This is a genomic window from Arthrobacter sp. 9MFCol3.1 (genome assembly GCF_000620385.1).
Classification (GTDB): Bacteria; Actinomycetota; Actinomycetes; order Actinomycetales; family Micrococcaceae; genus Arthrobacter.
This window is the reverse complement of the sequence record NZ_KK211131.1, coordinates 349456-373910: the sequence shown is the minus strand read 5'-3', so window position 1 is coordinate 373910 and position 24455 is coordinate 349456. Positions and strand designations below refer to the sequence as shown.

General features: G+C 67.5%; 25 protein-coding genes and 3 tRNA genes. 21 read left to right on the top strand and 7 right to left on the bottom strand.

The window, feature by feature from the left end:
• Positions 1-23: 23 nt before the first annotated feature.
• The gene (locus C560_RS0119110; protein WP_026539411.1) at positions 24-905 is read right to left on the bottom strand and encodes an ArgP/LysG family DNA-binding transcriptional regulator; all 882 of its coding nucleotides are present in this window, start codon (positions 903-905) and stop codon (positions 24-26) included.
• 68 nt (positions 906-973) lie between these two features.
• On the opposite strand from C560_RS0119110, the gene C560_RS0119105 reads away from it, so the two are divergent.
• Positions 974-1576: a LysE/ArgO family amino acid transporter gene (locus C560_RS0119105; RefSeq protein WP_026539410.1), complete on the top strand. Its 603-nt coding sequence runs from the start codon at positions 974-976 to the stop codon at positions 1574-1576.
• A 127-nt stretch (positions 1577-1703) separates the two neighbouring features.
• Positions 1704-2249, top strand: coding sequence for a methyltransferase family protein (locus tag C560_RS0119100; RefSeq protein WP_043423420.1), 546 nt, complete (start codon positions 1704-1706; stop codon positions 2247-2249).
• 56 nt (positions 2250-2305) lie between these two features.
• Here the strand turns inward: C560_RS0119100 and C560_RS0119095 are convergent, their stop codons facing one another.
• Positions 2306-3325 (bottom strand): PHP domain-containing protein, encoded by a 1020-nt coding sequence (locus C560_RS0119095; RefSeq protein ID WP_026539408.1) that lies wholly within the window; start codon positions 3323-3325, stop codon positions 2306-2308.
• 188 nt (positions 3326-3513) lie between these two features.
• On the opposite strand from C560_RS0119095, the gene C560_RS0119090 reads away from it, so the two are divergent.
• The 15 genes from C560_RS0119090 (at position 3514) to C560_RS0119020 (ending at position 13166) form a co-directional block, all read left to right on the top strand.
• Positions 3514-3586: transfer RNA gene (locus tag C560_RS0119090), tRNA-Glu, on the top strand.
• Positions 3587-3691: 105 nt separating this feature from the next.
• A tRNA-Asp gene (locus C560_RS0119085) sits at positions 3692-3765 on the top strand.
• Positions 3766-3813: 48 nt separating this feature from the next.
• Positions 3814-3889: transfer RNA gene (locus C560_RS0119080), tRNA-Phe, on the top strand.
• 281 nt (positions 3890-4170) lie between these two features.
• Entirely contained in the window at positions 4171-4875 is a 705-nt protein-coding gene (locus C560_RS0119075) for a class I SAM-dependent methyltransferase (protein WP_026539407.1), read from the top strand.
• Positions 4876-5223: 348 nt separating this feature from the next.
• Complete coding sequence (locus C560_RS0119070) at positions 5224-5682, top strand: hypothetical protein (protein WP_026539406.1); 459 nt, start codon at positions 5224-5226, stop codon at positions 5680-5682.
• 196 nt (positions 5683-5878) lie between these two features.
• Positions 5879-6400: an Asp23/Gls24 family envelope stress response protein gene (locus tag C560_RS0119065; protein WP_081801766.1), complete on the top strand. Its 522-nt coding sequence runs from the start codon at positions 5879-5881 to the stop codon at positions 6398-6400.
• The gene (locus tag C560_RS0119060; RefSeq protein ID WP_026266861.1) at positions 6397-6588 is read left to right on the top strand and encodes a hypothetical protein; all 192 of its coding nucleotides are present in this window, start codon (positions 6397-6399) and stop codon (positions 6586-6588) included. The genes C560_RS0119065 and C560_RS0119060 overlap by 4 nt, the downstream gene beginning before the upstream one ends.
• On the top strand, positions 6585-6968 hold the full coding sequence (locus C560_RS0119055; protein WP_026539405.1) for a hypothetical protein: 384 nt from the start codon (positions 6585-6587) through the stop codon (positions 6966-6968). Before C560_RS0119060 ends, C560_RS0119055 begins: the two co-directional genes overlap by 4 nt.
• On the top strand, positions 6965-7624 hold the full coding sequence (locus C560_RS0119050; protein WP_026539404.1) for a DUF6286 domain-containing protein: 660 nt from the start codon (positions 6965-6967) through the stop codon (positions 7622-7624). Before C560_RS0119055 ends, C560_RS0119050 begins: the two co-directional genes overlap by 4 nt.
• Complete coding sequence (locus C560_RS0119045; protein WP_026539403.1) at positions 7621-8232, top strand: hypothetical protein; 612 nt, start codon at positions 7621-7623, stop codon at positions 8230-8232. The genes C560_RS0119050 and C560_RS0119045 overlap by 4 nt, the downstream gene beginning before the upstream one ends.
• Positions 8233-8499: 267 nt before the next feature.
• Positions 8500-9783, top strand: a complete 1284-nt coding sequence (locus C560_RS0119040; protein ID WP_026539402.1) for an ABC transporter substrate-binding protein — start codon at positions 8500-8502, stop codon at positions 9781-9783.
• Positions 9784-9790: 7 nt separating this feature from the next.
• Positions 9791-10828, top strand: coding sequence for a carbohydrate ABC transporter permease (locus C560_RS0119035; protein ID WP_026266860.1), 1038 nt, complete (start codon positions 9791-9793; stop codon positions 10826-10828).
• Positions 10825-11724, top strand: coding sequence for a carbohydrate ABC transporter permease (locus tag C560_RS0119030; protein ID WP_026539401.1), 900 nt, complete (start codon positions 10825-10827; stop codon positions 11722-11724). The genes C560_RS0119035 and C560_RS0119030 overlap by 4 nt, the downstream gene beginning before the upstream one ends.
• A gap of 10 nt (positions 11725-11734) precedes the next feature.
• On the top strand, positions 11735-11989 hold the full coding sequence (locus tag C560_RS0119025; protein ID WP_026539400.1) for a hypothetical protein: 255 nt from the start codon (positions 11735-11737) through the stop codon (positions 11987-11989).
• 109 nt (positions 11990-12098) lie between these two features.
• Positions 12099-13166 carry a LacI family DNA-binding transcriptional regulator gene (locus C560_RS0119020; protein ID WP_026539399.1) on the top strand — a complete coding sequence of 356 codons (1068 nt, stop codon included), beginning with the start codon at positions 12099-12101 and terminating at the stop codon, positions 13164-13166.
• A 3-nt stretch (positions 13167-13169) separates the two neighbouring features.
• Here C560_RS0119020 and C560_RS0119015 read toward each other — a convergent pair whose 3' ends face one another.
• Positions 13170-14081 carry a hypothetical protein gene (locus tag C560_RS0119015; protein ID WP_026539398.1) on the bottom strand — a complete coding sequence of 304 codons (912 nt, stop codon included), beginning with the start codon at positions 14079-14081 and terminating at the stop codon, positions 13170-13172.
• A gap of 31 nt (positions 14082-14112) precedes the next feature.
• Positions 14113-14919 carry an exodeoxyribonuclease III gene (locus tag C560_RS0119010; RefSeq protein WP_026539397.1) on the bottom strand — a complete coding sequence of 269 codons (807 nt, stop codon included), beginning with the start codon at positions 14917-14919 and terminating at the stop codon, positions 14113-14115.
• 131 nt (positions 14920-15050) lie between these two features.
• Here C560_RS0119010 and C560_RS0119005 point away from each other — a divergent pair, with 131 nt between their 5' ends.
• From C560_RS0119005 to C560_RS0118990, 4 genes are all read left to right on the top strand, one after another.
• Positions 15051-16550: a CoA-acylating methylmalonate-semialdehyde dehydrogenase gene (locus C560_RS0119005; RefSeq protein ID WP_026539396.1), complete on the top strand. Its 1500-nt coding sequence runs from the start codon at positions 15051-15053 to the stop codon at positions 16548-16550.
• Complete coding sequence (locus tag C560_RS0119000; RefSeq protein WP_231494398.1) at positions 16550-17719, top strand: enoyl-CoA hydratase/isomerase family protein; 1170 nt, start codon at positions 16550-16552, stop codon at positions 17717-17719. Before C560_RS0119005 ends, C560_RS0119000 begins: the two co-directional genes overlap by 1 nt.
• Complete coding sequence (gene mmsB, locus C560_RS0118995; protein ID WP_026539394.1) at positions 17712-18671, top strand: 3-hydroxyisobutyrate dehydrogenase; 960 nt, start codon at positions 17712-17714, stop codon at positions 18669-18671. The genes C560_RS0119000 and mmsB overlap by 8 nt, the downstream gene beginning before the upstream one ends.
• A gap of 69 nt (positions 18672-18740) precedes the next feature.
• Positions 18741-19520: an enoyl-CoA hydratase gene (locus C560_RS0118990; protein WP_026539393.1), complete on the top strand. Its 780-nt coding sequence runs from the start codon at positions 18741-18743 to the stop codon at positions 19518-19520.
• 17 nt (positions 19521-19537) lie between these two features.
• On the opposite strand, the gene C560_RS0118985 is transcribed toward C560_RS0118990, so the two are convergent.
• From C560_RS0118985 to C560_RS0118975, 3 genes are all read right to left on the bottom strand, one after another.
• Entirely contained in the window at positions 19538-22714 is a 3177-nt protein-coding gene (locus C560_RS0118985; protein ID WP_026539392.1) for a bifunctional cytochrome P450/NADPH--P450 reductase, read from the bottom strand.
• A gap of 176 nt (positions 22715-22890) precedes the next feature.
• Positions 22891-23889, bottom strand: a complete 999-nt coding sequence (locus C560_RS0118980) for a zinc-binding metallopeptidase family protein (protein ID WP_026539391.1) — start codon at positions 23887-23889, stop codon at positions 22891-22893.
• Positions 23890-23946: 57 nt separating this feature from the next.
• Complete coding sequence (locus tag C560_RS0118975; RefSeq protein ID WP_018775963.1) at positions 23947-24453, bottom strand: MarR family winged helix-turn-helix transcriptional regulator; 507 nt, start codon at positions 24451-24453, stop codon at positions 23947-23949.
• Between the last annotated feature and the right edge of the window lie 2 nt (positions 24454-24455).

Genomic DNA, 24455 nt, shown 5'->3' with positions numbered 1-24455 from the left:
TCCTGCCAACATCCCGGATGGCCTCAGCGCAGGACGCGCGCCGCCGCCCGGACAGCGGCCGCGACGTCGGTCAGCGCCGCCGAGCCGCGCCGCCACTGCTGCCAGTAGAGGGCAACGTCCACGTGCGCCCGCGGGGCGAGCGGCTCGAGCCGGCCGGCCAACAGGTCCTCGCCGATTTCGATCTCGGGCATCATGCCCCAGCCCATGCCCCAGCGGATGGCATCGCCGAACTCCTGGGCGGCCGGGACATAGTGGCGCGGCGGCTGAAGTGGGGCGCGGCTGATCCGGCGCAGCCAGCGGTCCTGCAGATCGTCCTTGCGGTCGAAGACCACAACGGGAGCCGCGGCGAGCGCCGCGCCGGTCGCCCCGGCCCCAAACCAGCGGCGCGTGAACTCCGGAGCGCACACCGGCAGATAGCGCATGGTGCCCAGTTTGCTGGACGAGCAGCCGGGCACGGGCTGGGCCGTCGCCGTGATCGCGGCAGCGGCGGCTCCGGCGCGCAGCAGGTCCAGCGAATGCTCCTGGTCTTCGCGCAGGATCTCGAGCTGGATGTTGTCGCTGGCCGCCGCGAGGCCGGGCAGCGCCCAGGTGTGCAAGGAATCGCTGTTGATCACCAGCGTCAGCCGCGTCGCCCCGCGGGGTTGGTCCGGCTGCAGCTCCTCGGCCAGGTCCGCGGAGAGCAATTCCAGCTGCCGGGCGAAGCGCACCACGGCCTCGCCGGGCTCCGTGAGTCCGGGCGGACGCGCCCGGGTCAGGACCGGCCGGCCGACGGCGGTCTCGAGGGCCCGCACCCGCTGGCTGATCGCCGAAGGCGTCACGGACAGGTGCGCGGCCGCGGCGTCGAAGCTCCCGTGCGTCAGAATCGCGGCCAGTGTCCGGGCCTGCTCTGGGGTGATCTCCATCATTAGCCCATCTTACGTATCAGCAGAATCTTTAACTGGTTTCATCTTTGGCGGGCGCCTACCGTGGAGTGGTGATCCTCTCCCTGTTTTCCGGTCTCTCCGCCGGGCTGTCCCTCATCGTTGCCATTGGCGCGCAGAACGCATTTGTCCTCCGGCAGGGCATCCAGCGCTCGCACGTGGTCATGGTGGTGGCCGTCTGCGCGGTCTCGGACCTCGTGCTCATTCTGCTGGGCGTCGCGGGCATCGGCATCCTCCTGGACCGGGCGCCCGCTGCCCTCATCGTGATCCGGTGGGCCGGGGCCGCGTTCCTCCTCGCCTACGGGGCGCTCGCGGCCCGGCGTGCGGTCCGCGGGGAGCAGATGGAGAATCCCGCCGGCAAGCCGGCCGCCGGCCGGGCCGCCGTCCTTGGCACCTGCCTGGCCTTCACCTGGCTGAACCCGCACGTCTACCTGGACACGGTGCTGCTGCTCGGGTCCCTCGCTGCCGCCCAGGGCGAGGCCGGGCGCTGGTGGTTCGCCGCCGGGGCCGGCCTTGGAAGCATTGCCTGGTTCACCGCCCTTGGCGCGGGGGCGCGGTTCCTGACGTCCCTGTTCCGGCGCCGGACGGCCTGGCGCGTGCTCGACGCCGGAATCGCCGTCGTGATGGTCACCCTTGCCGTGCTGCTGCTGACCTGACACCCGCCCGCCCACCGATCCTCCCAACGCGCGCTGCCGCAAGGTGTGGGGAAACCCCAGGCTGGTCCGCCCCCGTGGGGCGGCCGGGCCCTTGCCCGCTTAGCGTGGCGGGGCCACGATTGCTGGTATGACCGCAGCCCCAGCTTCCGCCCGCGAACGGCGGCGTGCAGCCATCGGCACAGCCGCCTTCGCGGTTGCCCCCGCAACCGCCGCCGGCGTGGTTCCGTGGCTTCTGACCCGCTGGAGAGTGGAGTCCCCGGTCCCCGGCGGGGTGCCCGCGCAGGTTGTCGGCGCCCTGATGATCGGGGCGGGCGCGGCCGTCATCGCGAACTCCTTTGTGCGTTTCGCCGTCGAGGGCATCGGGACCCCCGCGCCATTTGCCCCGCCCAGGCAACTGGTGGTTGGCGGCCTTTACCGGTACGTGCGGAATCCGATGTACGTATCTATTGCGGCGGCGGTCGCAGGCCAGGGGCTCCTGCTGGGCCAGCCGAAGCTTTTCCTGGCCCTGGGCATCGGTGCCATTCCGGTGGTGGCTTTTGTCCGGCTGTACGAGGAGCCGGCGCTGACCCGGAAGTTCGGGGCGGCCTACGAGGAGTACCGCAGCAACGTCCCGCGCTGGCTGCCCAGGCCCACGCCGTGGCGGCCCGAGCGGCCGGACCGGTCCCGGGCCTAGGGCATCGTCGGGCTGGGGTAGGCCCGGGGCATTGCCCAGAACAGTTGAACCGCCCGCTATTTGCCGCCTCCGGACCATTCCAGCAATCGATCCAGCGGCCAGGTGGTGACGATCCGCTCGGCTGGGACGCCGTTCGAGGCCGCCCGCTCGGCACCGTACTGCAGGAAATCCAGCTGGCCCGGCGCATGGGCGTCACTGTCGATGCTGAACAGGCAGCCGGCATCGAGGGCCAGCCGGATCAGTTCGTCCGGCGGATCCTGCCGTTCGGGGCGGGAATTGATTTCGACGGCCACATTATTCTCGGCGCACGCCGCGAAGACGCGCCCGGCGTCGAACTCGGACTGCGGCCGGGTTCCCCTGGACCCCTGCAGCAGCCGGCCGGTGCAGTGGCCGAGGACATTCATGTGCGGATCATTGATGGCGCCCAACATCCTCTCGGTCATGGTGCGCCGGTCGGAACGGAGCTTCGAGTGCACGCTCGCCACCACGATGTCCAAACGGTCCAGCATCTCCGGGGACTGGTCCAGGGTGCCGTCCTCCAGGATGTCCACCTCGATCCCGGCCAGGAGGCGGAAGCCCCCGCCGTCCCCGTTGATGTCCGCAACAACGTCCAGCTGTTCCCGAAGCCGTTCGGCGCTCAGCCCGTTGGCGATCTTGAGGCTGGGGGAGTGGTCCGTCAGGGCGAGGTAGTCCCGGCCCAGCGTCCGGGCGGCGTCAGCCATGAGCCCGATCGGGGACCCGCCGTCGGACCAGTCGCTGTGGCTGTGCAGGTCCCCGCGGAGGGCGGAGCGCAGTTCGGTGCCGCCGGTCGCCAGGGGCTGCTGCCCGCGTTGCCGCAGGCCCTCAAGGTAGTCGGGCACGCCGCCGTCGACCGCCTGCCGGATGACTTCGAAGGTTCTGTCCCCGATGCCCTTCATGCTTTTGAGCCTGCCGTTGCGTGCCCGCGCTGCGACCTCGTCCGGGTCCAGGGCGCCGATAGTCCCGGCTGCTTTTCGGAACGCCTGAATCTTGAAGGTGGGGGCCAGCTCGCGTTCCAGCCAGAACGCGATCTCATTGAGGGCATCAACGGCATCCATCAGTCCATCTTGCACCCACTTTGCCCGGCCCTGCCCCGGTCTTGCCCCTGCGGAGGGGGCGATTTTGGATATTCCGGGGGTCTGCCCTTATAGTTTTATAGTCCAGTTCGGAGGAACCCGAAAGGACAAAAACGACAGGCTTCGGCCCTTAATTTTTGCCCTGAGATGTTTCACCGGATGGCGTCCTGGCCCCCATCGTCTAGCGGCCTAGGACACCGCCCTTTCACGGCGGCGGCACGGGTTCGAATCCCGTTGGGGGTACGCAAGGAACTGGTCAAACCGGATGAAAAAGTCTGGTAGGCTAAAGGCCTTGAAAATTTGCGGTAGCGATACCGCAGAGTGCAAGAACAAGCAGTAAACAAGCAAGGCCCTGTAGCGCAGTTGGTTAGCGCGCCGCCCTGTCACGGCGGAGGTCGCGGGTTCAAGTCCCGTCAGGGTCGCTCTGATTGCCGGAAGAAATTCCGGCCTTCAAGGTGACATGTCACCTAGGCTCTGTAGCTCAGTTGGTAGAGCGTTCGACTGAAAATCGAAAGGTCACCGGATCGACGCCGGTCGGAGCCACCACTGGGAAGCATCAGTTCTTTGAGAACTGGTGCTTTTCTTCTTTAACGCCGATCGGCTGCTCCGCCTTAAACCCCCATCGATTGCTCCGTAACTGCCGTTCTGACGGGTCAAAAGGGCAGTTACGGGGCAGTCGACGGGGGCCCACCCACTCGGATCATCCAACGGCCCCTGCTCTCGAAGGGTTCGTCTGCGGCTTCTGGATGGATGCGGATTCGGCGACCAGGTTGTTAGGATCGGGCCGACCGTCCTGACCATGAGCGTTCGCCCGAGAGCGAGGACCCGTGAAAGCCGACCACTATGACAGGTTCGCCGAGAGCTATTCGGCGGAGAACGAGTCCAGCCTCCTCAACGCCTACTACGAGCGGCCGGCGATGATTGGCCTCGCCGGCGACGTCGACGGCCACCGGGTCCTGGACGCAGGGTGCGGCTCCGGGCCCCTGTCCGCGGCACTGAGCGCGAGAGGCGCGATCATGACCGGCTTCGATTCCAGTCCTGCGATGCTCGAATTGGCAAGACAACGCCTTGGCGCGACCGCGGACCTGCACGTGGCCGACCTCAGCAAGCCGCTCCCTTTCGCCGATGGCTCCTTCGACGACGTTGTCTCGTCCCTGGTCCTGCACTATCTGGAGGACTGGTCGGCACCACTTGCCGAACTTCGGCGGGTGCTGAAGCCCGGCGGTCGCCTGATCCTCTCGGTCAACCACCCCACGGTCAGCGTGATCACCCAACCAACCGAGGACTACTTCGCGATCAGGCAGTACTCGGAGGATTACGAGTTCGCTGGCGAGCCTGCGGTCCTGACCTTCTGGCACCGGCCACTTCACGCGATGATCAAGGCCTTCACGTCGGCGGGATACCGCGTAGCCACCGTGAGCGAGCCAGCGCCATCTCCAGACACACCGCACGAACTCCTTCCGCCGCGCATCCTCAACGGCGAGAAGACAGCGTTCCTGTCCTTCATCTTCTTCGTCCTCGAAGCCGCCTGAGGGCTAAACGGACACCGTTCCTCCCTATCGTGGCGATGCTGACATCCGCAGAAACCACTGGCAGAGCCGTAAACACTATCGACTGCTCCGCAACTGCCCTTTTGACGGGCCAAAAGGGCACTTGCGGAGCAATCGACGGGGTACGCGCCGCGCATCCGACCGGGCGGCGGGCGGACGCCGGGCGGCGGGGCGGTCGACGGGGCGGACGACGGCGGCGGGTTGCGGCGACCGGTTGAGGGCCGTCCAGCTGGCCCGGCTAGACTCGCACGCTGGGGAAAGAACACCAAGGCCGCCGGCAGCCCGGTCCGGGCGGGCGGCGCAATCTCAACCGAAAAGTGATTCTGCAACGTGATTTCGAAGAATATTGCCCGCCCTCTCGCCGCAACCTCCCTCCTCGCCGCCCTGGCACTCACCGGCTGTTCGGCCCCGCAGGCCGGCAGCGCGCCGTCGTCCGCCGCGGGCTCGTCCACTGCTTCCGCGTCCGCTGCGCCGAGCCCCAGCGAGACCTCGGGACCGTTCGGCGGCTTCAGCAGCGCCGCCGAGGCGTGTTCCAAGATTTCGGAGCAGGCAACCGGCGCCACGCTCCTTCCGCTGTCGGCCGCCCAGGGCAAGACGGCGGAACTGGAACAGTTCAAAACGGAGCTGGCCGAGACGGCCGAGCGCGTCCCGGACAGCCTCAAAGCCGACTTCGCCAACCTCAAGGAGGTGGCCGTTGCCGGCGTCACCGACCAGACGGTGTTCTCCAGCGGAAAGCTCCAGGCCGCGATGGCGCCGGTTACGACGTGGATCGCCACCAACTGCAAGTAGGGCGTTCGGCCAGGCCATCGCCCGCGTCGGCTCCCGGCTGGCATCCCGCGGCTGACACACGGCCGGCCCTGCCCCGGCCGCAGATCGCCCGTTCCCGCCCCCACCTGCATGGACTGTGGGAACGGGCGCCGCAAGATTCCCCCACGCGCCCCAAGGCAGGGACTAGGGTTGTGTCAAAGAGAAGGGGGAGTGCGTTATGGAATACCAGAATTCTCAACCCGTCGCCGGTCCCGCGGCCGGTCAGCACGTTGCCGGCCTCGCGGCCGCTCAGCCCGTGGCTGGTGCTCTGGCCAGTCCTGCGGACGGTCTGTCCGCACCGGCCGGCACTGGCCGCACGGTCATAGCGGAAACCGCCGTCGCCAAGGTCGCGGGCATCGCCGCCCGATCGGTACCCGGCGTCTACTCGTTGGGATCAGGACCCTCACGCGCCCTCGGGGCCATCCGCGACGCCGTCGGCAACGCCGATCACGCAGCGGGCGTCCGCGTGGAAGTCGGCGAAACGCAGGTCGCCGTGGACATCGATCTTGTTGCGGTGTACGGCACCCCCCTTCAGGCCCTCGCGGACCAGGTCCGCGCCGCCGTCTACGCCGCCGTCGGGGAACTCGTGGGGCTCGAGGTGATCGAGGTAAATATCGAGATCAATGACGTTTATGTGCCCGGCCCGGCCAAACCGGCCGCGTCCGCCGAGGCCCGGCCGGTCAGGGAGGCTATCCAATGAGTCTGACGGTAGTGGGAATCGCCATGGGGGCCTTCGTGGCTTTCATGTCCTTCCAGTTCGGTGTTTGGGGCTTCCTCGGCGCCCTGTTCTTCATGGCCATCGGCGCTCTCCTGGGCCGGGCCGCAGAGGGGAAGCTGGATCTGCGCAGCGTGTTTGACGCCCTCACAGGCCGGCGTTCCTCCTCATGAGCATCACGGCTGAAACGCCCATTCCCGGCACCGTGATGGCCGGGCACAACCGCATCAGCACCCAGGCCCTGACGAGCGTGGCCCGGGCGGCCGCGGGGGAGGCCCTCGGTGTCCCGGCGCACGACGTGCGCGCCAACTGGTCGGACGATGACGGGCTGCTCGCGCTGTCGCTTGTCATGCCCGTCGCGGTCCCGAACCTCACCGCTGTGGTCCGGGACCCCGGCCGCGTCGCCGGATTCGGCGGTTCCATCTGGGAGCGTGCCGTCGCCGCCAAGGCCCAGATCCTGCGCCGCGTAACGGAACTGACCGGAGCGCAGCTGAGCCGGGTGGACATCCGCATCAGCGGAGCCGCAGTGCGCGGGGGAGGCCGGGTACATTGAGCCAGGACATCCAACACGCCGGAACGGGCTCCGGCGGGCACGACGCCGACGCGGTGCCGGGGAGCGCGCCGCTGGGTTCCGGCGCCGCGGGCATGGATCGGATATTGAAACGGGAGACGCACACCTCGCGCGCCGTTGTGTCCGTGATCGCGGCCTGCCTGGTCATGGCCGTGTTCGGCTACGCGCTGCTTGAGACCGGGGTCCGTGCGATCGGGCAGCCGCCGTGGCTCGTGGATCCGCAGACCGCGGCCGAGCGGGTGGTCGCGCTCCCGGCGGGAATCCCGCCGCTCCTGCTCGGCGTCACGGGCGCCGTGGTCGCGATGGCCGGATTGTTTTTCTTCCTCAACGCCGTGCTGCCCGGCCGGCGGGCACGCCACCTGCTCCCGGACCGCCGGGCCGGCGTCGTGGTGGACGATGAGGTGATCGCCGCTGCCCTGGCGCGCCGGGCCCGGCTGGCCGCCAACGTGGCCAAGGAACAAGTGATGGTGGTCGTGTCGCGGAACCGGATCACGGTCAACGTCCGGCCGACCTCCGGTGTGCCGCTGCGCCCGGACGCCGTCCTGGAGGCTGTGCGCCGGGAAGTTGAGCAAATGCGCCCCTGGCCGATGCCGGAAGTGCGGATCCAGGTATCCACGGCAGGGGTGGTGGGGGCATGAACAACACTCCCCGGGCGCTGAACCGCGTACTGATTGGCATCCTTGGCATCATCCTCCTCGCCATCGGCGTCCTCCTGATTTTGCTTGCAACCGTCCCGATCGTGGGTGTGTGGTGGCATGAGTGGGCAGGCGGCGTCCTGAGCTTCTGGCTCGATTTGTTCGAACGGACGCAATTCCCGCGCCGCCAAGGGAGCTGGCTGTGGCTCGTCATCTGCCTGGCGCTGCTGGTGGTGCTTGGCCTGATGATCGCCTGGATTGCCCAACAGGGTAAGGGCCGGACCAGCCTGCTCGTGGCAGAGGAGGACCCGGGGGAGGTGCCCGGCAACGTCGGAATCAGCGGCGGCGTGGCGGAGCAGACGCTCCGCGCGGCTCTCGCGGACCGGCCCGACCTCGCCGGCGTCACGGTAGCCGCCTACGAAATCAGCGGGGAGCCGGCCCTCAAGATCCGGGTGGAACCGCGCCAGGGCGTCGCCCCGCACCGGCTGGCCGCCGAAGTTTCCGCCCTGGTGGAGGCGCTCGACGCGGTGATCGGCAAACGCACCCCCGTGCTGATCCACATCGGATCCGGCGCGCGGTCGCGGTTCGGCCGTTCCGAGCGGGTCCGCTAAGCCGGCCGTGAGGCTGAGGCAGCCTTCCCCGTAGGCGCCACGGGGCCGGTCGGCAGCCAAAGCGCCCGGAATGGCGGCTGAATCGTCCGGAACGACGCCCGGGGTGGCGGCATGGCCGCCCGGGCTGGACGGCCGGCCCCGGAATCTCCTTTGCATAAAGGTTTCATGTAAACGCTTGCATTCCGGGCTGCCTGTTGATTACTGTGATGGTCGGCACGCCAACACTACGGCCGTTTTTCACAGGTACTCAGCGAGGAGCACTCCAGTATGAAAACCCGCAATTTCCTACTTCCCGTCGCCACGGCAGGCATTTTGGCTATCACCCTTTCGGCGTGTGGCGGCGGAGGTGGCGGCACTACCAGCGGCAGCGACGCCGCCTCGCAGGGCCTGGACGGGCGCGGCCCCATCACTTACGTTCAGGGCAAGGACAACAGCAACGTGGTCCGCCCGCTGATCGAGAAGTGGAACGCCGCCCACCCGAACGAGAAGGTCACCTTCAAGGAGCAGACGGACCAGGCCGACCAGCAGCACGACGACCTCGTCCAGCACTTCCAGGCCAAGGACGCCGGCTACGACGTCGCGAGCGTCGACGTCGTCTGGACCGCCGAATTCGCCGCCAAGGGCTGGCTGCAGCCGCTCAAGGACAAGATGGCGCTGGACACCTCGGCCATGCTGAAGCCGACCGTTGATGCCGCTTCCTACAAGGGCACGCTGTACGCGGCACCGGAATCATCCGACGGCGGCATCCTGTACTACCGCAAGGACCTGGTCCCCACGCCCCCGAAGACTTGGGACGAGATGATGAGCATGTGCTCCATCGCCAAGACCAACAACATCGGCTGCTACTCGGGCCAGTTCAAGAAGTACGAGGGACTGACCGTCAACGCCTCCGAGGCAATCAACTCCGCCGGCGGAGCCGTGCTGGACGAGAACGGCAAGCCCAACCTGCTCACCGCGGAAGCAAAGGCCGGCATGGCCAACCTGACCAAGGCCTACGCAGACGGCGAAATCCCGAAGGAAGCCATCACGTTCCAGGAAGAGGAAAGCCGCCAGGCGTTCCAGGACGGCAAGCTGCTGTTCCTGCGCAACTGGCCCTACGTCTACAACCTGGCCACCACCGAAGGCTCCTCGAAGGTCAAGGACGTCCTGGGCATGACCGCACTCCCCGGCAAGGACGGTCCGGGCGCTTCCTCCCTCGGCGGCCACAGCGCCGCGATCAGCGTCTACTCCAAGAACAAGGCCACCGCAGTGGACTTCCTGAAGTTCCTCACCACCGAAGAGACCCAGAAGTTCTTCGCCACGCAGGGTTCGCTCGCACCGGTGCTCGGCAAGCTCTACGACGACAAGGAACTCGTCGCCAAGCTGCCGTACCTGCCGGTCCTGAAGACCTCGATCGAGAACGCCGTGCCGCGCCCGGTCACCCCGTTCTACCCGGCCGTCACCAAGGCCATCCAGGAAAACGCGTACTCGGCCATCAAGGGTGAGAAGACCGTAGACGCGGCCCTGTCCGACATGCAGAAGTCCATCGAGTCCGCTAGCGCGGGACAGTAGGTCCATCATGGCAACTGAAGTAGGCCCGACGTCGGTCAAGGCACCGGCGTCGGGCGGGGCTCCGATCCACCACGCACCCAAGGGTGTTGGAGAGGACAACCGCATCGCGACGCAGGGGCGCTGGGCAGCATGGCTGCTGGCGCCGACTATCCTCGCATTGTCGGTCGTGATCGTGTACCCGATCATCACCGCCATTGTGATGTCATTCCAGAAGGATGCCGGTCTGGACCCCGCCACGGGTCTCTTCGTTGAGGGTGGCCCGGCCGGCTTCTCGAACTACTACAACTGGATTTTCCAGCAATGCCCGGCACCCTCCGGCGGAACCGTTGACTGCCCGCCGGGAACCCTGGGCGCGCAGTTCTGGTCCGCCACCGGAACCACATTCTTCTTCACCATCGTCACGGTGGCACTGGAGACTGTGCTCGGCTTCTGGATGGCCGTCATCATGGCACGTGCCTTCAAGGGCCGCAGCCTGGTCCGCGCCGCTGTCCTGGTGCCGTGGGCCATCCCCACCGCCGTGACGGCCAAGCTGTGGCTGTTCATCTTCGCCTTCGAAGGCATCGGCAACAAGCTCTTCAACACCACCGTCCTGTGGACCGGCAGCGAATGGCCGGCCAGGTGGGCCGTGATCATCGCGGACGTCTGGAAGACCACACCCTTCATGGCGCTGTTGATTCTTGCCGGCCTGCAGATGATTCCCGCTGAAGTGTATGAGGCGGCCAAGGTCGACGGCGCCAGCGCCTGGCAGCGGTTCCGGATGATCACCCTGCCGCTGGTCAAGCCCGCGCTCATGGTGGCCATCCTGTTCCGTACCCTGGATGCACTGCGCATGTTCGACCTCCCGTACATCCTGACGGGCGGAGCGAACAACACCACGACGCTGTCCATCCTGGTGATCAACCAGATCAGGCAGGGCTTCAACGCGGCGGCGGCTTTGTCCACCATCACGTTCATCATCATCTTTCTGGTGGCTTTCATCTTCGTGCGCTTCCTCGGGGCGAACGTCGTGGAACAGCAGACCGGCGCAGGTAAGGGGAAGAAATGACCGCCGCGACGAGCGCCGCAACCGAGTTGCGCGCAGAGCAGGACCGGGGGCGGAAGGCCGCGCAGAACCGCGAAAGGTGGGCCCAGAGCCGCACCTACATCAGCGCGGCCGTGATTCTCTTCTGGTGCCTGGCCCCGGCCTACTGGATGGTGGTGACCGCGTTCCGCGACGTCGGCTACACCTACGACACCTCGATCCTGCCGACCCACGTGACGCTGGACAACTTCAAGACGGCGTTCGACACGTCCTTCGGCAACCACTTCGGCCAGGCCCTGCTCAACAGCTTGTTCATCGGCACCGTCGTCACCCTGGTGTCGCTGGTGATCGGCGTGTTTGCCGCCTACGCCCTGGCCCGCTTGAACTTCAAGTTCAAGTACCTCGTGCTGGGCTTCATCCTGGGGGCGTCCATGTTCCCCGGCGTCGCCCTCATCACCCCGCTGTTCCAGCTCTTCACGAACATCGGCTGGATGGGCACCTACCAGGCCCTGATCATCCCGAACATCTCGTTCGTGCTGCCGCTGACCGTCTACACCATGACGTCCTTCTTCCGGGAGATGCCGTGGGAGCTCGAGGAATCGGCGCGGGTGGACGGGTGCACGCAGGGACAGGCGTTCCGGAAGGTCATCATGCCGCTGGCCGCCCCGGCCATCTTCACGACCGCCATCCTGGCCTTCATTTCCTCGTGGAATGAATTCCTGATCGCCAGCCAGCTCTCGTCCGACGCAACGCAGCCGGTCACAGTGGCCATTGCAAGCTTCGCGGGTGCGCAGCCGAACCAGATTCCGTACACCGCCATCATGGCTGCGGGCACCATCGTGACCATTCCCTTGGTCATTCTGGTGCTGGTGTTCCAGCGTAAGATTGTCGCGGGCCTCACGGCCGGCGCGGTTAAGTGACTGAGGGATGATGACTGACGAGCAGAACCAGGGCCACGTGCCGGCGACGCGTCGAAAGGTGCGCTCCGGCGAGGACTTCGACATCATCATCGGGTTCCTCGGCTTCTGGGCCGTGGTGCTGCTGGTGGTCACCGTCTGGATGGAAGTGACCGCCCAGGATGCCCTCGGCTGGGCCCTGGGTCTGCTCGCCATGCTGCTGGCCCTGTACGGGATGATCCGGTTGCGCCGGCGGTTGCCGCGCCGGACGGCCAGCCGGCGCGCCTAGCAAGGGCCAGCCGCCAGGGACAGGATTATTCAGCCGCCGGGGGGAGGCGGACGCAACAGGTCTGCGGGCAGCCGCCAGGCTTCCACGGACCGTTTACAAGGGGGCACAGGTGGCACGGATAGAAAGGGCGCAGCGCGGCGGCCACTCCGGCGTCAGCATTGAGGATGTAGCCGCCGCCGCGGGCGTGTCCACTGCCACCGTCTCCCGGGCCGTCCGCGGACTGCCCCGTGTTTCCCCGGCGACCCGGGAAAAGATCCTCGGCATTGCCGAATCCCTGGGCTACGTCGCGTCGTCCTCGGCGTCCGGCTTGGCGACGGGCCGAACCAAGACCATCGGTGTGCTGGCCCCGTTCGTCAGCCGCTGGTTCTTCTCCAAGGCCATCGAGGGCGCCGACCGGGAACTGCACTCCCGGCAGTACAACCTGTCGCTTTTCAACCTCGGCGGGCACGGCAGCCACCGTGAGCGGCTCTTCAGCAAGACCATGGTCTACAAGCAGATCGACGCCCTGCTGGTCCTCTGCATGGCGCTCACCCACGAGGAAATCGAGCATCTGCAGAAAATCGACATCCCGCTGGTGGTGGTGGGAGGCCATGTCGAGGAGTGCCCCTACATTGGCATCGACGACTACGCCGCGGCCGCCACCGCAGTGCGCCACCTGATCGGGCTGGGCCACACGGACATCGCGCTCCTGCACGGCGACGACGAAACCGACCTCAACTTCGACGTCCCCAGGGTCCGGATCCAGGCCTTCCACGACATCATGGGCGAGGCGCGGCTGCCCGTCCGGACCGAATGGGACCTCTGGGGGGACTTCACCGTGCGCAGCGGGCAGGAGGCATTCCGCCGCCTCTGGACCGCCGACGGTCCCAAGCCCACCGCAATCTTCTGCGCCTCCGATGAGATGGCCATGGGCATCATCTTCGAGGCCAACAAAGCCGGTGTGCGCGTCCCGGAGGACCTGTCGGTCATCGGCATCGACGACCACGACTTCGCCGAGGCCATGGGCCTGACCACGGTCGGGCAGCGCCCGGACCAGCAGGCCGAACTCGGCACCAAAATGCTGCTGGACGAGCTCGACGGCATCGCCGGTTCCGTGCAGTCCGCCGTGGCGCCGCACCGGCTGATCGTCCGGACGACGACGGCGCCGCCGCTGCGCCAGTCCGCGCGGCTCCGCTAGAGACTAGGACGCGCGGGCGAGCTGGCGGATCGGCACCCAGCGCGAGGCCAGCCGGCGGTAGGCCGCGGCGGCGCCGGTCATGTCCCCCTCCGCCAGGCACTCTATGCCGAGGCGCACATCCAGCGGCGAATCATCCGGATAGACCTTGTCCGCCACCCCGCCGTAATCGAGTTCCACAGCCGAATCCGGGTGGAAGAGTTCAAGCCATTCCGTGAGCTGGGTCAGGTCCTCGAGCATGTCCAGATCGGGCGCGGCCAGGGCCAGGTGCGCCACCGCGTAGCTCACCCGTTCCAGTGCCTTGCCGATGCCCGTACGGATGCGGACCGTGACAATGTGGCCCTCGGCTTCGACGACGTCGGTGGGATCCGATTCCTGGAAGAGGCAGAACCAGCTGAAGGGAATGCCCCACGTGGACGCCCTTGTGTGGACCCGGCTCAGGCCATCGTGGGCCCGCACCTCATCAATGCGTTCCTGGTGCTTGTCCCGCTGCTCTTCCGGGATCAGCAGCTGGGCCAGGGGCCCGTGGATGCCTTCCATCAGCGCATTGGCGGCCAGCCCGGCGCGGAGGACCAGCTGGCTGGGGCAGTACAGCAACCGGTCGGCCTGCGCGGCGGCGGCAGTCCCGGTCTCGGCGCCCTCGTGCGCTGCGCCGGACGACGCCCGCCTGGCCGGAGCCGGGACAACGCGCACCAGATCGGTCCGGCCGGTGGGAAACGGGTCCCCGTCGGGCCGGGTGATGCGGCCCAGGGACGCCAGCAGCTCGGCGTTCTCCACAGCCGCGCGGGACGCCTGGCCAGCGCCGGCGGCCCTCAGGGTTTCCTGCTGCTGCTCGGGGAACGCCTCGAGGGGCTCGTAGATCCGGAGCGCGGAAGAAAACGGCAGCCCGGCCTGTCCGTGGTAGATGCTCCCCGTCATTGGATCACGACGCTTCCCTGGGCGGCAGCCATCAGTCCGCCAGTTCCGCAATCACCGGGGCATGGTCCGAGGCGCCCTTGCCCTTGCGCTCCTCGCGGTCGATCATCGCACCGGTGACCCGTGCCGCCAGGGCCGGGGAGGCGAGAATGAAGTCGATCCGCATTCCCTCTTTTTTCGGGAAGCGGAGCTGCGTGTAATCCCAGTAGGTGTAGACGCCGGGCCCCGGGGTGTGCGGGCGGACGACGTCCTGGAAGCCGGCCTCCTCAAAGGCGTGGAAGGCGGCCCGCTCAGGCTCGCTGACGTGGGTCATGGCGTTGGCACGGAAGAAGTCGATGTCCCAGACGTCGTCGTCCTGCGGCGCGATATTGAAATCGCCCATCAGTGCAATCTGCGCCTGGGGGTCCTCCCTGACCCAGGTGCCGGCGTGGGTTTTCAGGGTGTCCAACCAGTTGAGCTTGTAGGGCATGTGTTCATCGTCGAGGGCGCGGCCGTTGGGGACGTAGAGGCTCCAGACCCGGACGCCGCCGCACGTGGCGCCGATGGCGCGGGCCTCCTGGACGGCGTCCTTGCCGCTCTTGCCGAACACGGGCTGGTCCAGGAAGGTGCGTTCGACGTCGTCGAGCCCCACCCGGGAGGCGATCGCGACGCCGTTCCACTGGCTCAGGCCGAAGTGCGCCACCTCGTAGCCCATGCTCTCGAAGAGCTCCCAGGGGAAGTTCTCGTCCTTGCACTTGGTTTCCTGGATAGCCAGGACGTCGCAGTCCGTGCGCTGAAGCCAGGCCTCCACACGGTCGGCGCGGGCACGGAGCGAGTTCACATTCCAGGTAGCAATCTTCACAGTCCCTAACTTACCGAACTTGGCCCCCGGACGAAGCAGCCGGCCGGCTCCGTCCTCTGGAAATTAGTAGGAAGTCCGAGTATATTCGGCTGCAGAGATGATCTAGGTCACATGCAAAGGAGCATTCGGTCATGGTTCGAGAACTATCCCATTACGTTGACGGGCAGCGGGTTGACGGCACCTCCGGCCGGTTCAGCGATGTCTATGATCCCTGCACCGGCGAGGTCCAGGCCCGGCTGCCGCTGGCCAGCACGGAGGAAGTGCGCAATGTCATTGCCAGCGCCGAAAAGGGGCAGGTGGAATGGGCTGCGATGAATCCGCAGCGCCGCGGCCGGATCCTGCTCAAGTTCGTGGACCTGGTCAACGAGCACATGGACGAGCTCGCCACCCTGCTGTCCTCCGAGCACGGCAAGACCTTCCCCGACGCCAAGGGCGACATCCAGCGCGGCATCGAAGTCGTCGAATTCGCCGCCGGCGCCCCGCACCTGCTCAAGGGCGAGTTCTCGGACAACGCCGGAACCGGCGTCGACGTGCACTCGATGCGCCAGCCCCTCGGCGTCGTCGCCGGCATCACGCCGTTCAACTTCCCGGCCATGATCCCGCTCTGGAAGTCCGGGCCCGCGCTCGCCGCCGGCAACTCCTTCATCCTCAAGCCCTCCGAACGGGACCCCTCCGTGCCGCTGCGGCTGGCCGAGCTCTTCACCGAGGCGGGCCTCCCCGACGGCGTGTTCAACGTGGTCAACGGGGACAAGGAAGCGGTGGACGCGCTGCTGGAGGATCCCCGCGTCCAGGCCATCGGGTTCGTCGGCTCCACGCCCATTGCGCAGTACATCTACGCCACCGCCGCGGCGAACGGCAAGCGCGCGCAGTGCTTCGGCGGCGCCAAGAACCACATGGTGATCATGCCCGACGCGGACCTGGACATGGCCGCGGACGCCCTCATCGGGGCAGGCTTCGGCTCCGCGGGCGAGCGCTGCATGGCGATTTCGGTGGCCGTTCCGGTCGGCCGGAAGACCGCGGACGTCCTCGTGGAGAAACTTCAGGAGCGGATCGCCGGCCTCAAGGTCGGCCACAGCCTCGCCAAGGATTCCGACTTCGGCCCGGTGGTGGCGGCCTCCGCGAAGGACCGGATCGAAGGCTACATCGCCTCCGGCGTCGACGAGGGCGCCAGCCTGGTGACCGATGGCCGCGGCCTGAAGGTGGAAGGCTACGACGGCGGCTTCTGGGTCGGGCCCACGCTCTTCGACAACGTCACGAAAGACATGAAGATCTACAAGGAGGAAATCTTCGGCCCGGTCCTCAGCGTGCTCCGCGCCGAAGACTACGACGAGGCGCTCCGGCTCTGCAGCGAACACGAGTTCGGCAACGGCGTGGCCATCTTCACCCGCGACGGCGACGCCGCCCGCGACTTCGCCAGCCGGGTCCAGGTGGGCATGGTGGGCATCAACGTCCCCATCCCCGTGCCAATCGCGTACTACACCTTTGGCGGCTGGAAGGCTTCCGGATTCGGCGATCTCAACCAGCACGGGGCCGACGCCTTCCGCTTCTACACGAAGACCAAGACGGTCACCAGCCGCTGGCCTTCCGGCATCCGTTCCGGCAGCAGCTTCGTCATGCCGGAAGGCAGCTGATGGGGGCGGAAGTCTCGCGGGAAGCGGACATCGGAGCAGCGGACATCGGAGCAGCGGACAGCGGAGCAGCGTCCGGCGAACCCTTGACCGGGGACGTGACGTTTGAACGGCGCGGCCGCCTCGGCGTCGTGACCCTCAACCGGCCCGCGGCCGTCAACGCCCTGACGGCCGGCATGGCCGCCGCCATGCTCGAACAGCTCACGCTCTGGGCCGACGACGACGCCGTCGCTGCGGTGCTGGTCCGCGGCGCCGGCGACAGGGGCCTCTGCGCCGGCGGCGACATCGTGGCCATTTACCGGGACATGCTCGACGGCGGGGATGCCACCGCGGACTTCTGGGCGGTCGAGTACCGGCTGAACCTGCTCATCTCCGAGTACCCCAAGCCGTACGTCGCGTTCATGGACGGGCTGGTTCTGGGCGGCGGCGTCGGGATCTCGGCGCACGGGTCCCTGCGGATCGTCACCGAACGTACCCGCACGGGCATGCCGGAAACGACGATCGGGTTTGTTCCCGACGTCGGCGGCACCCTGCTGCTCTCCGGCTCGCCGGGGGAGACCGGCACCCATGCGGCCCTGACCGGTGCCCACCTGAGCGGCGCGGACGCGCTGTTCCTGGGCCTCGCCGACTGCTTCGTGCCTTCCGGCCGTTTGCCGGAACTGGCGGCCGCGCTCGAAACCGAGGCGGCGGAGGCCGCCGTCGCCCGTTTCGCCGAACCGGCACCGACGTCAGTCCTGGCCGGACAGCAGGAATGGATTGACGCCTGCTACTCCAGCGACGACGCCGAGGAGATCCTGCGCCGGCTGCGGGCCTTTGGCGGAGAGCGGGGCGGGGAGGCCGCCGCAGCCGCGGACACCATCGAGGCCAAGTCGCCGACGGCGGTCAAGGTGGCGCTGGAATCCTTGCGCCGGGTCCGCGGACTGAGCCTGGAGCAGGCGCTGGAGCAGGAGTACCGCGTCGGCCTGCGCTTCCTCGCCGGCCCCGACTTCCGCGAAGGCATCCGGGCCCAGGTGGTGGACAAGGACCGCAATCCCCGCTGGAAGCCCGCCACCCTCGCCGAGGTGACCGGGACGGACGTCGCGGCCTACTTCGCCCCGCTGGGCGGGAGCGAACTGATGCTCTCTCCGAAGGAGAAAAACAAGGAGAAAAGCAAGGAGAAGAACAATGTCTGACGCAGGAGCCCCTGAAACCGGCACCATCGCCTTCCTCGGCCTGGGCCACATGGGCGGCCCCATGGCCGTCAACCTGGTCAAGGCCGGCTACCGGGTGACCGGCTTCGACGTCGTGCCCGCGGCCCTGGACGCCGCCCGGGAGCACGGCATTCCCACTGCCGGGACGGCTGTCGAGGCGGCGGCGGGCGCCGCCGTCGTGCTGACCATGCTGCCCAGCGGCAAGCACCTCCTTGACGCCTACCGCGGCACGGGCGGTGCGCCCGGCCTGCTCGAAGCGGCCGCCCCGGGCACCATGTTCCTGGACTGTTCCACGATTAACGTGGACGAGGCCCGCGAGGCCGCAGAACTCGCGGTCGCGGCCGGTCACCGCGCCGTCGACGCCCCCGTGTCCGGAGGCGTGGTGGGCGCCGAGGCCGGCACGCTCACGTTCATGGTCGGGGCCCTCCCCGAGGACTTCGAGGCCGTCCACCCGCTGCTGGAAGTCATGGGCAAGCGGGTGGTCCACTGCGGCGCGCACGGCGCCGGCCAGGCGGCCAAGATCTGCAACAACATGATCCTGGGCGTCTCGATGATCGCCGTCAGCGAGGCCTTTGTGCTGGGCGAGAAGCTCGGCCTGACGCACCAGGCACTGTTCGACGTCGCTTCCGCCGCCTCGGGACAGTGCTGGGCGCTGACCACCAACTGCCCCGTGCCCGGTCCTGTCCCGACGAGCCCCGCCAACCGGGACTACCAGCCGGGCTTCGCCGGGGCGCTCATGGCCAAGGACCTCAACCTGGCCCTCAATGCGCTGCAGAGCACCGGCGTCGCGGCCCGGCTCGGCCCGCTCGCGGCCGAAATTTACGATACCTTTGCCGCGGAAGGCGGTGCCGGCCGGGACTTCTCCGGCATCATCACCGACATCCGTGAAAAGTCGGAAGCAGGCACATCAGAAGCCGGCACGGCAGGGCACTAGCCCCGGACCGGGGCTCTACCCGCAGCAACAGAACCAGAACCAGACGAGCACCACCTAAGGGGACCACCCATGACGGAACAGTACGCAAACATCCTGGTGGAGCGCCGCGGCCGAGTGGGCCTCGTGACGCTCAACCGGCCCGAAGCCCTCAACGCCCTGAACAAGGCCACGATGGACGAACTCGTGAAGGCCGTCGCCGGGATGGACGCGGACCCGGGGGTCGGGGCCGTGGTGGTGACCGGTTCGGCGAAGGCCTTCGCCGCCGGCGCGGACATCAAGGAGATGCAGTCCAAGGGCTACATGGACATGTACGCGGCGGACTGGTTCCGCGGCTGGGAGGACTTCACCCGGCTCCGCATCCCCGTCGTGGCAGCCGTGTCCGGCTTCGCGCTTGGCGGCGGCTGCGAGCTGGCGATGATGTGCGACTTCATCATCGCCGGGGACAACGCTAAGTTCGGCCAGCCGGAAATCAACCTTGGCGTGCTCCCCGGCATGGGCGGCTCGCAGCGCCTGACCCGCGCGGTGGGCAAGTCCAAGGCGATGGACATGATCCTGACCGGCCGCTTCATGGACGCCGAGGAGGCCGAACGCGCGGGCCTGGTCTCCCGGGTGGTCCCCGCCGCGGACGTCGTCGCGGAGGCGCTGAAGGCAGCCGAGGTGATCGCGTCCAAATCCAAGCCGGTGGCGATGGTGGCCAAGGAAGCGGTGAACGCCGCGTTTGAGACCGGGCTTGCCCAGGGCGTGCTGTTTGAGCGGCGCGTGTTCCATTCGCTGTTCGCCACCGAGGACCAGAAGGAAGGCATGGCCGCCTTCACCGAGAAGCGGCAGCCGGAGTTCAACCACCGCTAAGCGGTGCGTGGCCGGCATCAGGTGAAGATGTCGGCCACGTACCTGCCGTGGGTGCGCTCCACGTCATCCATCCAGGCCTCGGCCTCCGCCTTGGAGGCGCCGGTCGCTTCCTGGTATATGAGGGCGCACGTCTGGCGGACCTGCGGCGCCATGTGCTTGCCGTCGCCGCAGACGTAGACCGTGGCGCCCTGCCGGACCAGCTCGACGACGTCGGCCCGGTCTGCCCACAGCCGGTCCTGGACGTATTTCAGGCCGTCCTCGGGTGCGGCGGAAAAGACCGGCCGCAGATCGAGGTTGGCTTGGTCCGCCCACGACGCAAGTTCCGCGCGGTAGAGGAAATCGGTGTCCGGGGCGCGGCAGCCGAAGAACAGCAGGGCGGGCGCCGGCGTCGTGTCCTCGGCCTCGGCCCGCAGCGCCCTGTCCTGGACGAACCCGCGGAACGGGGCCAGCCCCGTCCCCGCACAGACCATGATGAGCGGAACCGCCAGCGACGGCGGCGGGTGGAAGGCCGCGTTCGAGGGGCGGACAGTAACCGCGACCCTTGACCCGGGCCTGGCCTGGGCGAGGTAGGTGGACGAGGCCCCTTCGAAGACTCCGCGGCCGGACCACGCCGGAGCCTGGATGACGGCGAAGGTCAGGGTCACGTGGTCGGGGCTCCAGAGCGGCGACGAGGAGATGGAGTACCGCCGGGGGGTCAGCTGGGTGAGCAGTTGCAGGAACGAGGTGAACGACAGTTGGCATGACGGGTACGTTTCCAGCAGGTCAAGGATGGAAACGCGCTTGTCGAGGATCTCGGCCGCGTACCGCACGCGGTCCTGCGCCAGGGCCTCAAGTTCGGCGCGGTGGGCAGGATCCGCCGCGACATCGGCCAGGTCCTCGAGCTGGGTGCGGGTGGCGGGGACCGCGAGCTCCACGTAGCTGCTCAACAGTTCGCCCACGGCCACCGGTGTGCCCGTGGGCAGGAACGTGTCCCCGCGCTCCATGGTCAGCTGGACGTGCGAGTCGTAGTCGAGGTTGAAGCGGGCCAGGGCCCGCTGCACGAGTTCGCTGGGATTTAGCGGCAGCACGGCCAGATAGTCCCCGGTCCGGTAACTCATCCCCTCGGGCAGGGCGATCTCGACGTGCCGCTTGGACCGGGCGCCGGGTTTGGCCAGGTCGACCAGTTCCCGGTTCGCGACGACGGTACCCAGCGCCAGCCCGTTCTGGCGCAGCATCGGGTCCCTGACGTTGCCGACGAACTGCAGTTCCAGCTCGGGCTGCGCTGTCGGAGGGCTGGTCCGCTGCCCCAGGGCGGCGTCCACCGCGGGCCAGAATCCCGCGTACCACTCTTCGAAATCGCCGAAGAAGTCGCCGCGGGCGTTGGCTTCGCCCCGGGCATAGATCCGGGTGGCACCGGCAGCCTCGAGCCGGGCGTCGATGGCCTTGGGCACCTCCTGATACGTTCGCGCCCAGTCCTTGTTGCCGTTGCCGAAGACCGTGTACCGCACCCCGGCGAGGGTGCCCGGCCGCAGGCCCTCGGTCCAGGCCACGAATTTTCGGGCATTGTCCGGCGGCTGCCCCTCGTAGGAGGAGGTCACGATCGCGACGAGCCCCTCCGTTGGCAGCCCGCCGGCCGCCTCGTCGAGCGGGCCGATGGTGGGGCTGTAGCCGCGCCGTCCGGCGTCGTTGGCGAGGCGCTGGGCGAAGTCCTTGGACGTTCCCGCGTTGGAACCGTAGAGCACGCGGATCGGGACGCCGTTGGGCGCGGCGGCCGCCGCTGCGGCTTCGGCCTGCCGCGCTTCGACGGCGGCCGTGGGGCCGGCCGCGATGGTGACGTCCCGCCTGCGCACGTGGATGAACAGCCCCTCAGGCTTCATCGTCAGCGTGTGTTTGATCTGCAGCTCATAGCCCGGGTCCGCCGCCGTGACCTCGAAGCGCTGCAGGAGCTTGGCCAGGAAGAGCATGGCCTCCTGCAGGGCAAATCCCCGGCCGATGCAGGAGCGCTGCCCGTTGCCGAAGGGCTTCCAGGCATTGGCGGGGATTTCGGCGGCCCGGACGGGGGAGAACCGGTCCGGATCGAAGATCCCGGCGTCCTCGCCCCACGCTGCCTTGTCCCGGTGCAGCTGCGGGATCAGGACCAGGATGGGCTGGCCTGCCGGGACCTCGTAGCGGCCGCCAAGTGTCGTGTCCTCGTACGGGGCGACGTTGAACGCCGGGGCGGTGGGCCACAGCCGGAGGGTCTCCTTGAGGACCTGGTCCAGGTACCCCAGCCGGGGCAGGTGCTCGAACCGGGCGCTTTCGGTGCCGAGGACCTCGTCCACCTGGGCGCGCGCCTTGGCGAGGACCTCCGGGTGGCGCAGTAGTTCGTACAGCGCAAAGGAGAGCAGGCCGCTGGTGGTCTCATGCCCGGCCACCAGGAAGGTGACCATCTGGTAGCGGACGTTTTCCTCGTCCAAGCGCTCGCCGGTCACCGGATCCGCGGCGTTGAGCATGGTGTCCAGGATGTCTTCGCTGCCTGCCGGGCTGGGGTTGCGCCGACGGTCTCTGATCATCTGGTCGGCGACCTCGAACATGAGGGCGTGGTCTTCCTCGAGCTGGTGGCGTCGGCGCAGCATGATTTTGTTCTGGACCGGCAGCCGGCGGGCCCGTTCCCCTGATTCGACGAGGGAGCGGACCATGGCTCCGACGAAGGGATGCATCTCTTCGCGGTAGAGGCTGTTGAAACGGTAGCTGAACGAGCACAGGGCAATGGTGTCCAGGGTCAGCCGGGTGGTGTTGTCCGGAACGTCGATCCGGGCCGCGGGGCCGAGCCTCTCCCATTTCAGGAGCAGTTGCTCGGCGATGTCGTCCATGCCGGTGAACATCCGTTTCAGCGCGGCGGGCCCGAATGCCGGCATCAGGATCCGGTGGGCCTTTTGCCAGTTTGGTTCTTCGGTTCTTGCCGTGAAAAGGCCGTCGCCAATGAAGTCGCGTACCTGCCGCAGGGAGACGCCCAGCACCTTGCCGAACCGGGACTCGTCGCACACTTCGTTGACGAGTTCCTGGGAGGAGATGGCGATGACGCTGCGGTTGAAGAACTGGATCCGCACAATGGGGCCGTACCGCTCGGCCACCTCGACTATTCCCAGGATTCCCTTGCTGGAGTCGATGTCGGCCAAATTGCCGACCACCGGCTTCGTGGGAGGCTGCGGTATGGGGACGCTGGGCGAAGTCATGGCCACTCCTGGGCGATCGCCAATGGACGCGCTGTGAGCACTGCTTGCTGCGTGGCCGGACGGCACTGTCCGGCTCCGCACCACGATACTCCGGTCCGATCCCGCACAGAATAGCCCCTGCCCGGCATCCTGCCCGGACGCCTAGACGCCTTGGTTGTCAGCGGGCGGGGCGTTCCTTAGCCGGCGGCCGTCGCGGGGGTGCGCAGCCCGTGGACGAACTCAAGCTTGTCGATAACCGCGGCGGAAAGGACGAAGGGGTAGAGATCATCTTTTCCCATGCTGCGGTTGACCTGGTTCAGGGCAAGGGAGAGCGGCAGCCATTCGGTTTCCACACGTTCCTGGAAGGAGGTCCCCCGGGGAGTGCCGGGGATGAGCCCGAATTCCCGGGCGGTGTCGAGGGTGTCGCAGATGTGAAGGTAATGGGCGAACGACTCCGCAAAGTCCTCGTAGGGGTGCATGGTTGCGTACTTTGAGATGAACCGTTCATTCCAGTCCGCCGGGGCGCCTTCGCTGTAGTGGCGGTCTATCTCTGCCTGGTAGTCCTTGGTGTCGTCGCCAAAGAGCTGTCGGGCCTCGCGCGTCCGTCCGTCATCGCTGAACACCATCACCGTCTCAAAATAGTGCCCCACTTCATGCCGGAAATGCCCGAGCATGGTCCGGTACGGCTCATCGAGTTGGGTACGCATCCGTTCCCGATAGGCATCGTCGCTTTCGGCCAGATTGATGGTGATCACACCGTCAGCATGACCGATCACCACATTTTCCGTGACACTGGACAGCAGGTCGAAAGCCAGTCCCCCGTCAGGGTCTTCTGCGCGCGTGATGATCGGCAGGCCCAGCCCATCGAGCTCAGCAATGAGATGACGCTTGGCCCGCTCGGCCGCAACGAACTGCGACAGGCCTTTGGCGTCGCTGTCGTTGGGTCGAGTCCGCGTGAGTTCACAGCTGAAGCATTGGCCGCCGCCCTCCGGGGCAAGCCAAGTGCAACCGGAAAGCAAAGAATTGGCGCACCGGTGCCAGGTTGCTCCCGAAGCATCGGTGTACTGTCCCTGATTGCCTGTCGCGACTATGGCGCGGGCGTTCCGCAGGTAGGCCAAGTCAGTTCCGCAGTGCAGGCAGACCGAATTTTCAAAGTACACGCTCGAACCGCAGACACCGCAGGATTGTTTTTTCACTTCATGATCTTAGCCGCGGCCACCGGGCTTCACCCGTTGCCCGCCATGGCCCGGGCGTCAGCCGCTGAAATCACCGGCGTTCCGGCGGAAGGTGCCCAGGATCCGGATCAGCTGGTCCACGTCCTGGTCTCCGAAGCCGGACTGGCCGAAGACCTCGGAGTTCAGCACCGCCGTCGCGCGTTTGGCCAGGGCGCGCCCGTCGGAGGTGAGCTCGATCAAGGTGGTGCGGCCGTCTGTCGGGTGCGGCGAGCGGATCACCAGCCCGGCCTCCTGGAGCCGGTCCACGGCGTTGGTGACCGAGGTGGGATGGACCTGCAGCAGCGCGCTCGCCTTGTTCATGGGCAGCGCCCCGCTGCGGGCGAAGCTGAGCAACGCGAGCAGCTCGTACCGGGCAAAGGTGAGCCCGAACGGCTTGAGCACCGCCTCGATCCGGCCGAGCAGGATCTGCTGGGTCCGCATGATGGCGGTGATGGCGGCCATCGGGGCGGCGACGTCGGACCAGCCGTGGCGCTCCCAGTTCAGCCGGGCGTCGGCGATCGGATCTCGCGGCAGCGGTGTTCCCATCT

What these genes read in the sequence shown, in the direction of transcription:
- C560_RS0119110 (WP_026539411.1), bottom strand. Translation starts at nt 905, where the DNA reads ATGATGGAGATCACCCCAGAGCAGGCCCGGACACTGGCCGCGATTCTG.
- C560_RS0119100 (WP_043423420.1), top strand. Translation starts at nt 1,704, where the DNA reads ATGACCGCAGCCCCAGCTTCCGCCCGCGAACGGCGGCGTGCAGCCATC.
- C560_RS0119095 (WP_026539408.1), bottom strand. Translation starts at nt 3,325, where the DNA reads ATGGATGCCGTTGATGCCCTCAATGAGATCGCGTTCTGGCTGGAACGC.
- C560_RS0119065 (WP_081801766.1), top strand. Translation starts at nt 5,879, where the DNA reads ATGGAATACCAGAATTCTCAACCCGTCGCCGGTCCCGCGGCCGGTCAG.
- C560_RS0119060 (WP_026266861.1), top strand. Translation starts at nt 6,397, where the DNA reads ATGAGTCTGACGGTAGTGGGAATCGCCATGGGGGCCTTCGTGGCTTTC.
- C560_RS0119055 (WP_026539405.1), top strand. Translation starts at nt 6,585, where the DNA reads ATGAGCATCACGGCTGAAACGCCCATTCCCGGCACCGTGATGGCCGGG.
- C560_RS0119045 (WP_026539403.1), top strand. Translation starts at nt 7,621, where the DNA reads ATGAACAACACTCCCCGGGCGCTGAACCGCGTACTGATTGGCATCCTT.
- C560_RS0119040 (WP_026539402.1), top strand. Translation starts at nt 8,500, where the DNA reads ATGAAAACCCGCAATTTCCTACTTCCCGTCGCCACGGCAGGCATTTTG.
- C560_RS0119035 (WP_026266860.1), top strand. Translation starts at nt 9,791, where the DNA reads ATGGCAACTGAAGTAGGCCCGACGTCGGTCAAGGCACCGGCGTCGGGC.
- C560_RS0119030 (WP_026539401.1), top strand. Translation starts at nt 10,825, where the DNA reads ATGACCGCCGCGACGAGCGCCGCAACCGAGTTGCGCGCAGAGCAGGAC.
- C560_RS0119025 (WP_026539400.1), top strand. Translation starts at nt 11,735, where the DNA reads ATGACTGACGAGCAGAACCAGGGCCACGTGCCGGCGACGCGTCGAAAG.
- C560_RS0119015 (WP_026539398.1), bottom strand. Translation starts at nt 14,081, where the DNA reads ATGACGGGGAGCATCTACCACGGACAGGCCGGGCTGCCGTTTTCTTCC.
- C560_RS0119005 (WP_026539396.1), top strand. Translation starts at nt 15,051, where the DNA reads ATGGTTCGAGAACTATCCCATTACGTTGACGGGCAGCGGGTTGACGGC.
- C560_RS0119000 (WP_231494398.1), top strand. Translation starts at nt 16,550, where the DNA reads ATGGGGGCGGAAGTCTCGCGGGAAGCGGACATCGGAGCAGCGGACATC.
- mmsB (WP_026539394.1), top strand. Translation starts at nt 17,712, where the DNA reads ATGTCTGACGCAGGAGCCCCTGAAACCGGCACCATCGCCTTCCTCGGC.
- C560_RS0118990 (WP_026539393.1), top strand. Translation starts at nt 18,741, where the DNA reads ATGACGGAACAGTACGCAAACATCCTGGTGGAGCGCCGCGGCCGAGTG.
- C560_RS0118985 (WP_026539392.1), bottom strand. Translation starts at nt 22,714, where the DNA reads ATGACTTCGCCCAGCGTCCCCATACCGCAGCCTCCCACGAAGCCGGTG.
- C560_RS0118975 (WP_018775963.1), bottom strand. Translation starts at nt 24,453, where the DNA reads ATGGGAACACCGCTGCCGCGAGATCCGATCGCCGACGCCCGGCTGAAC.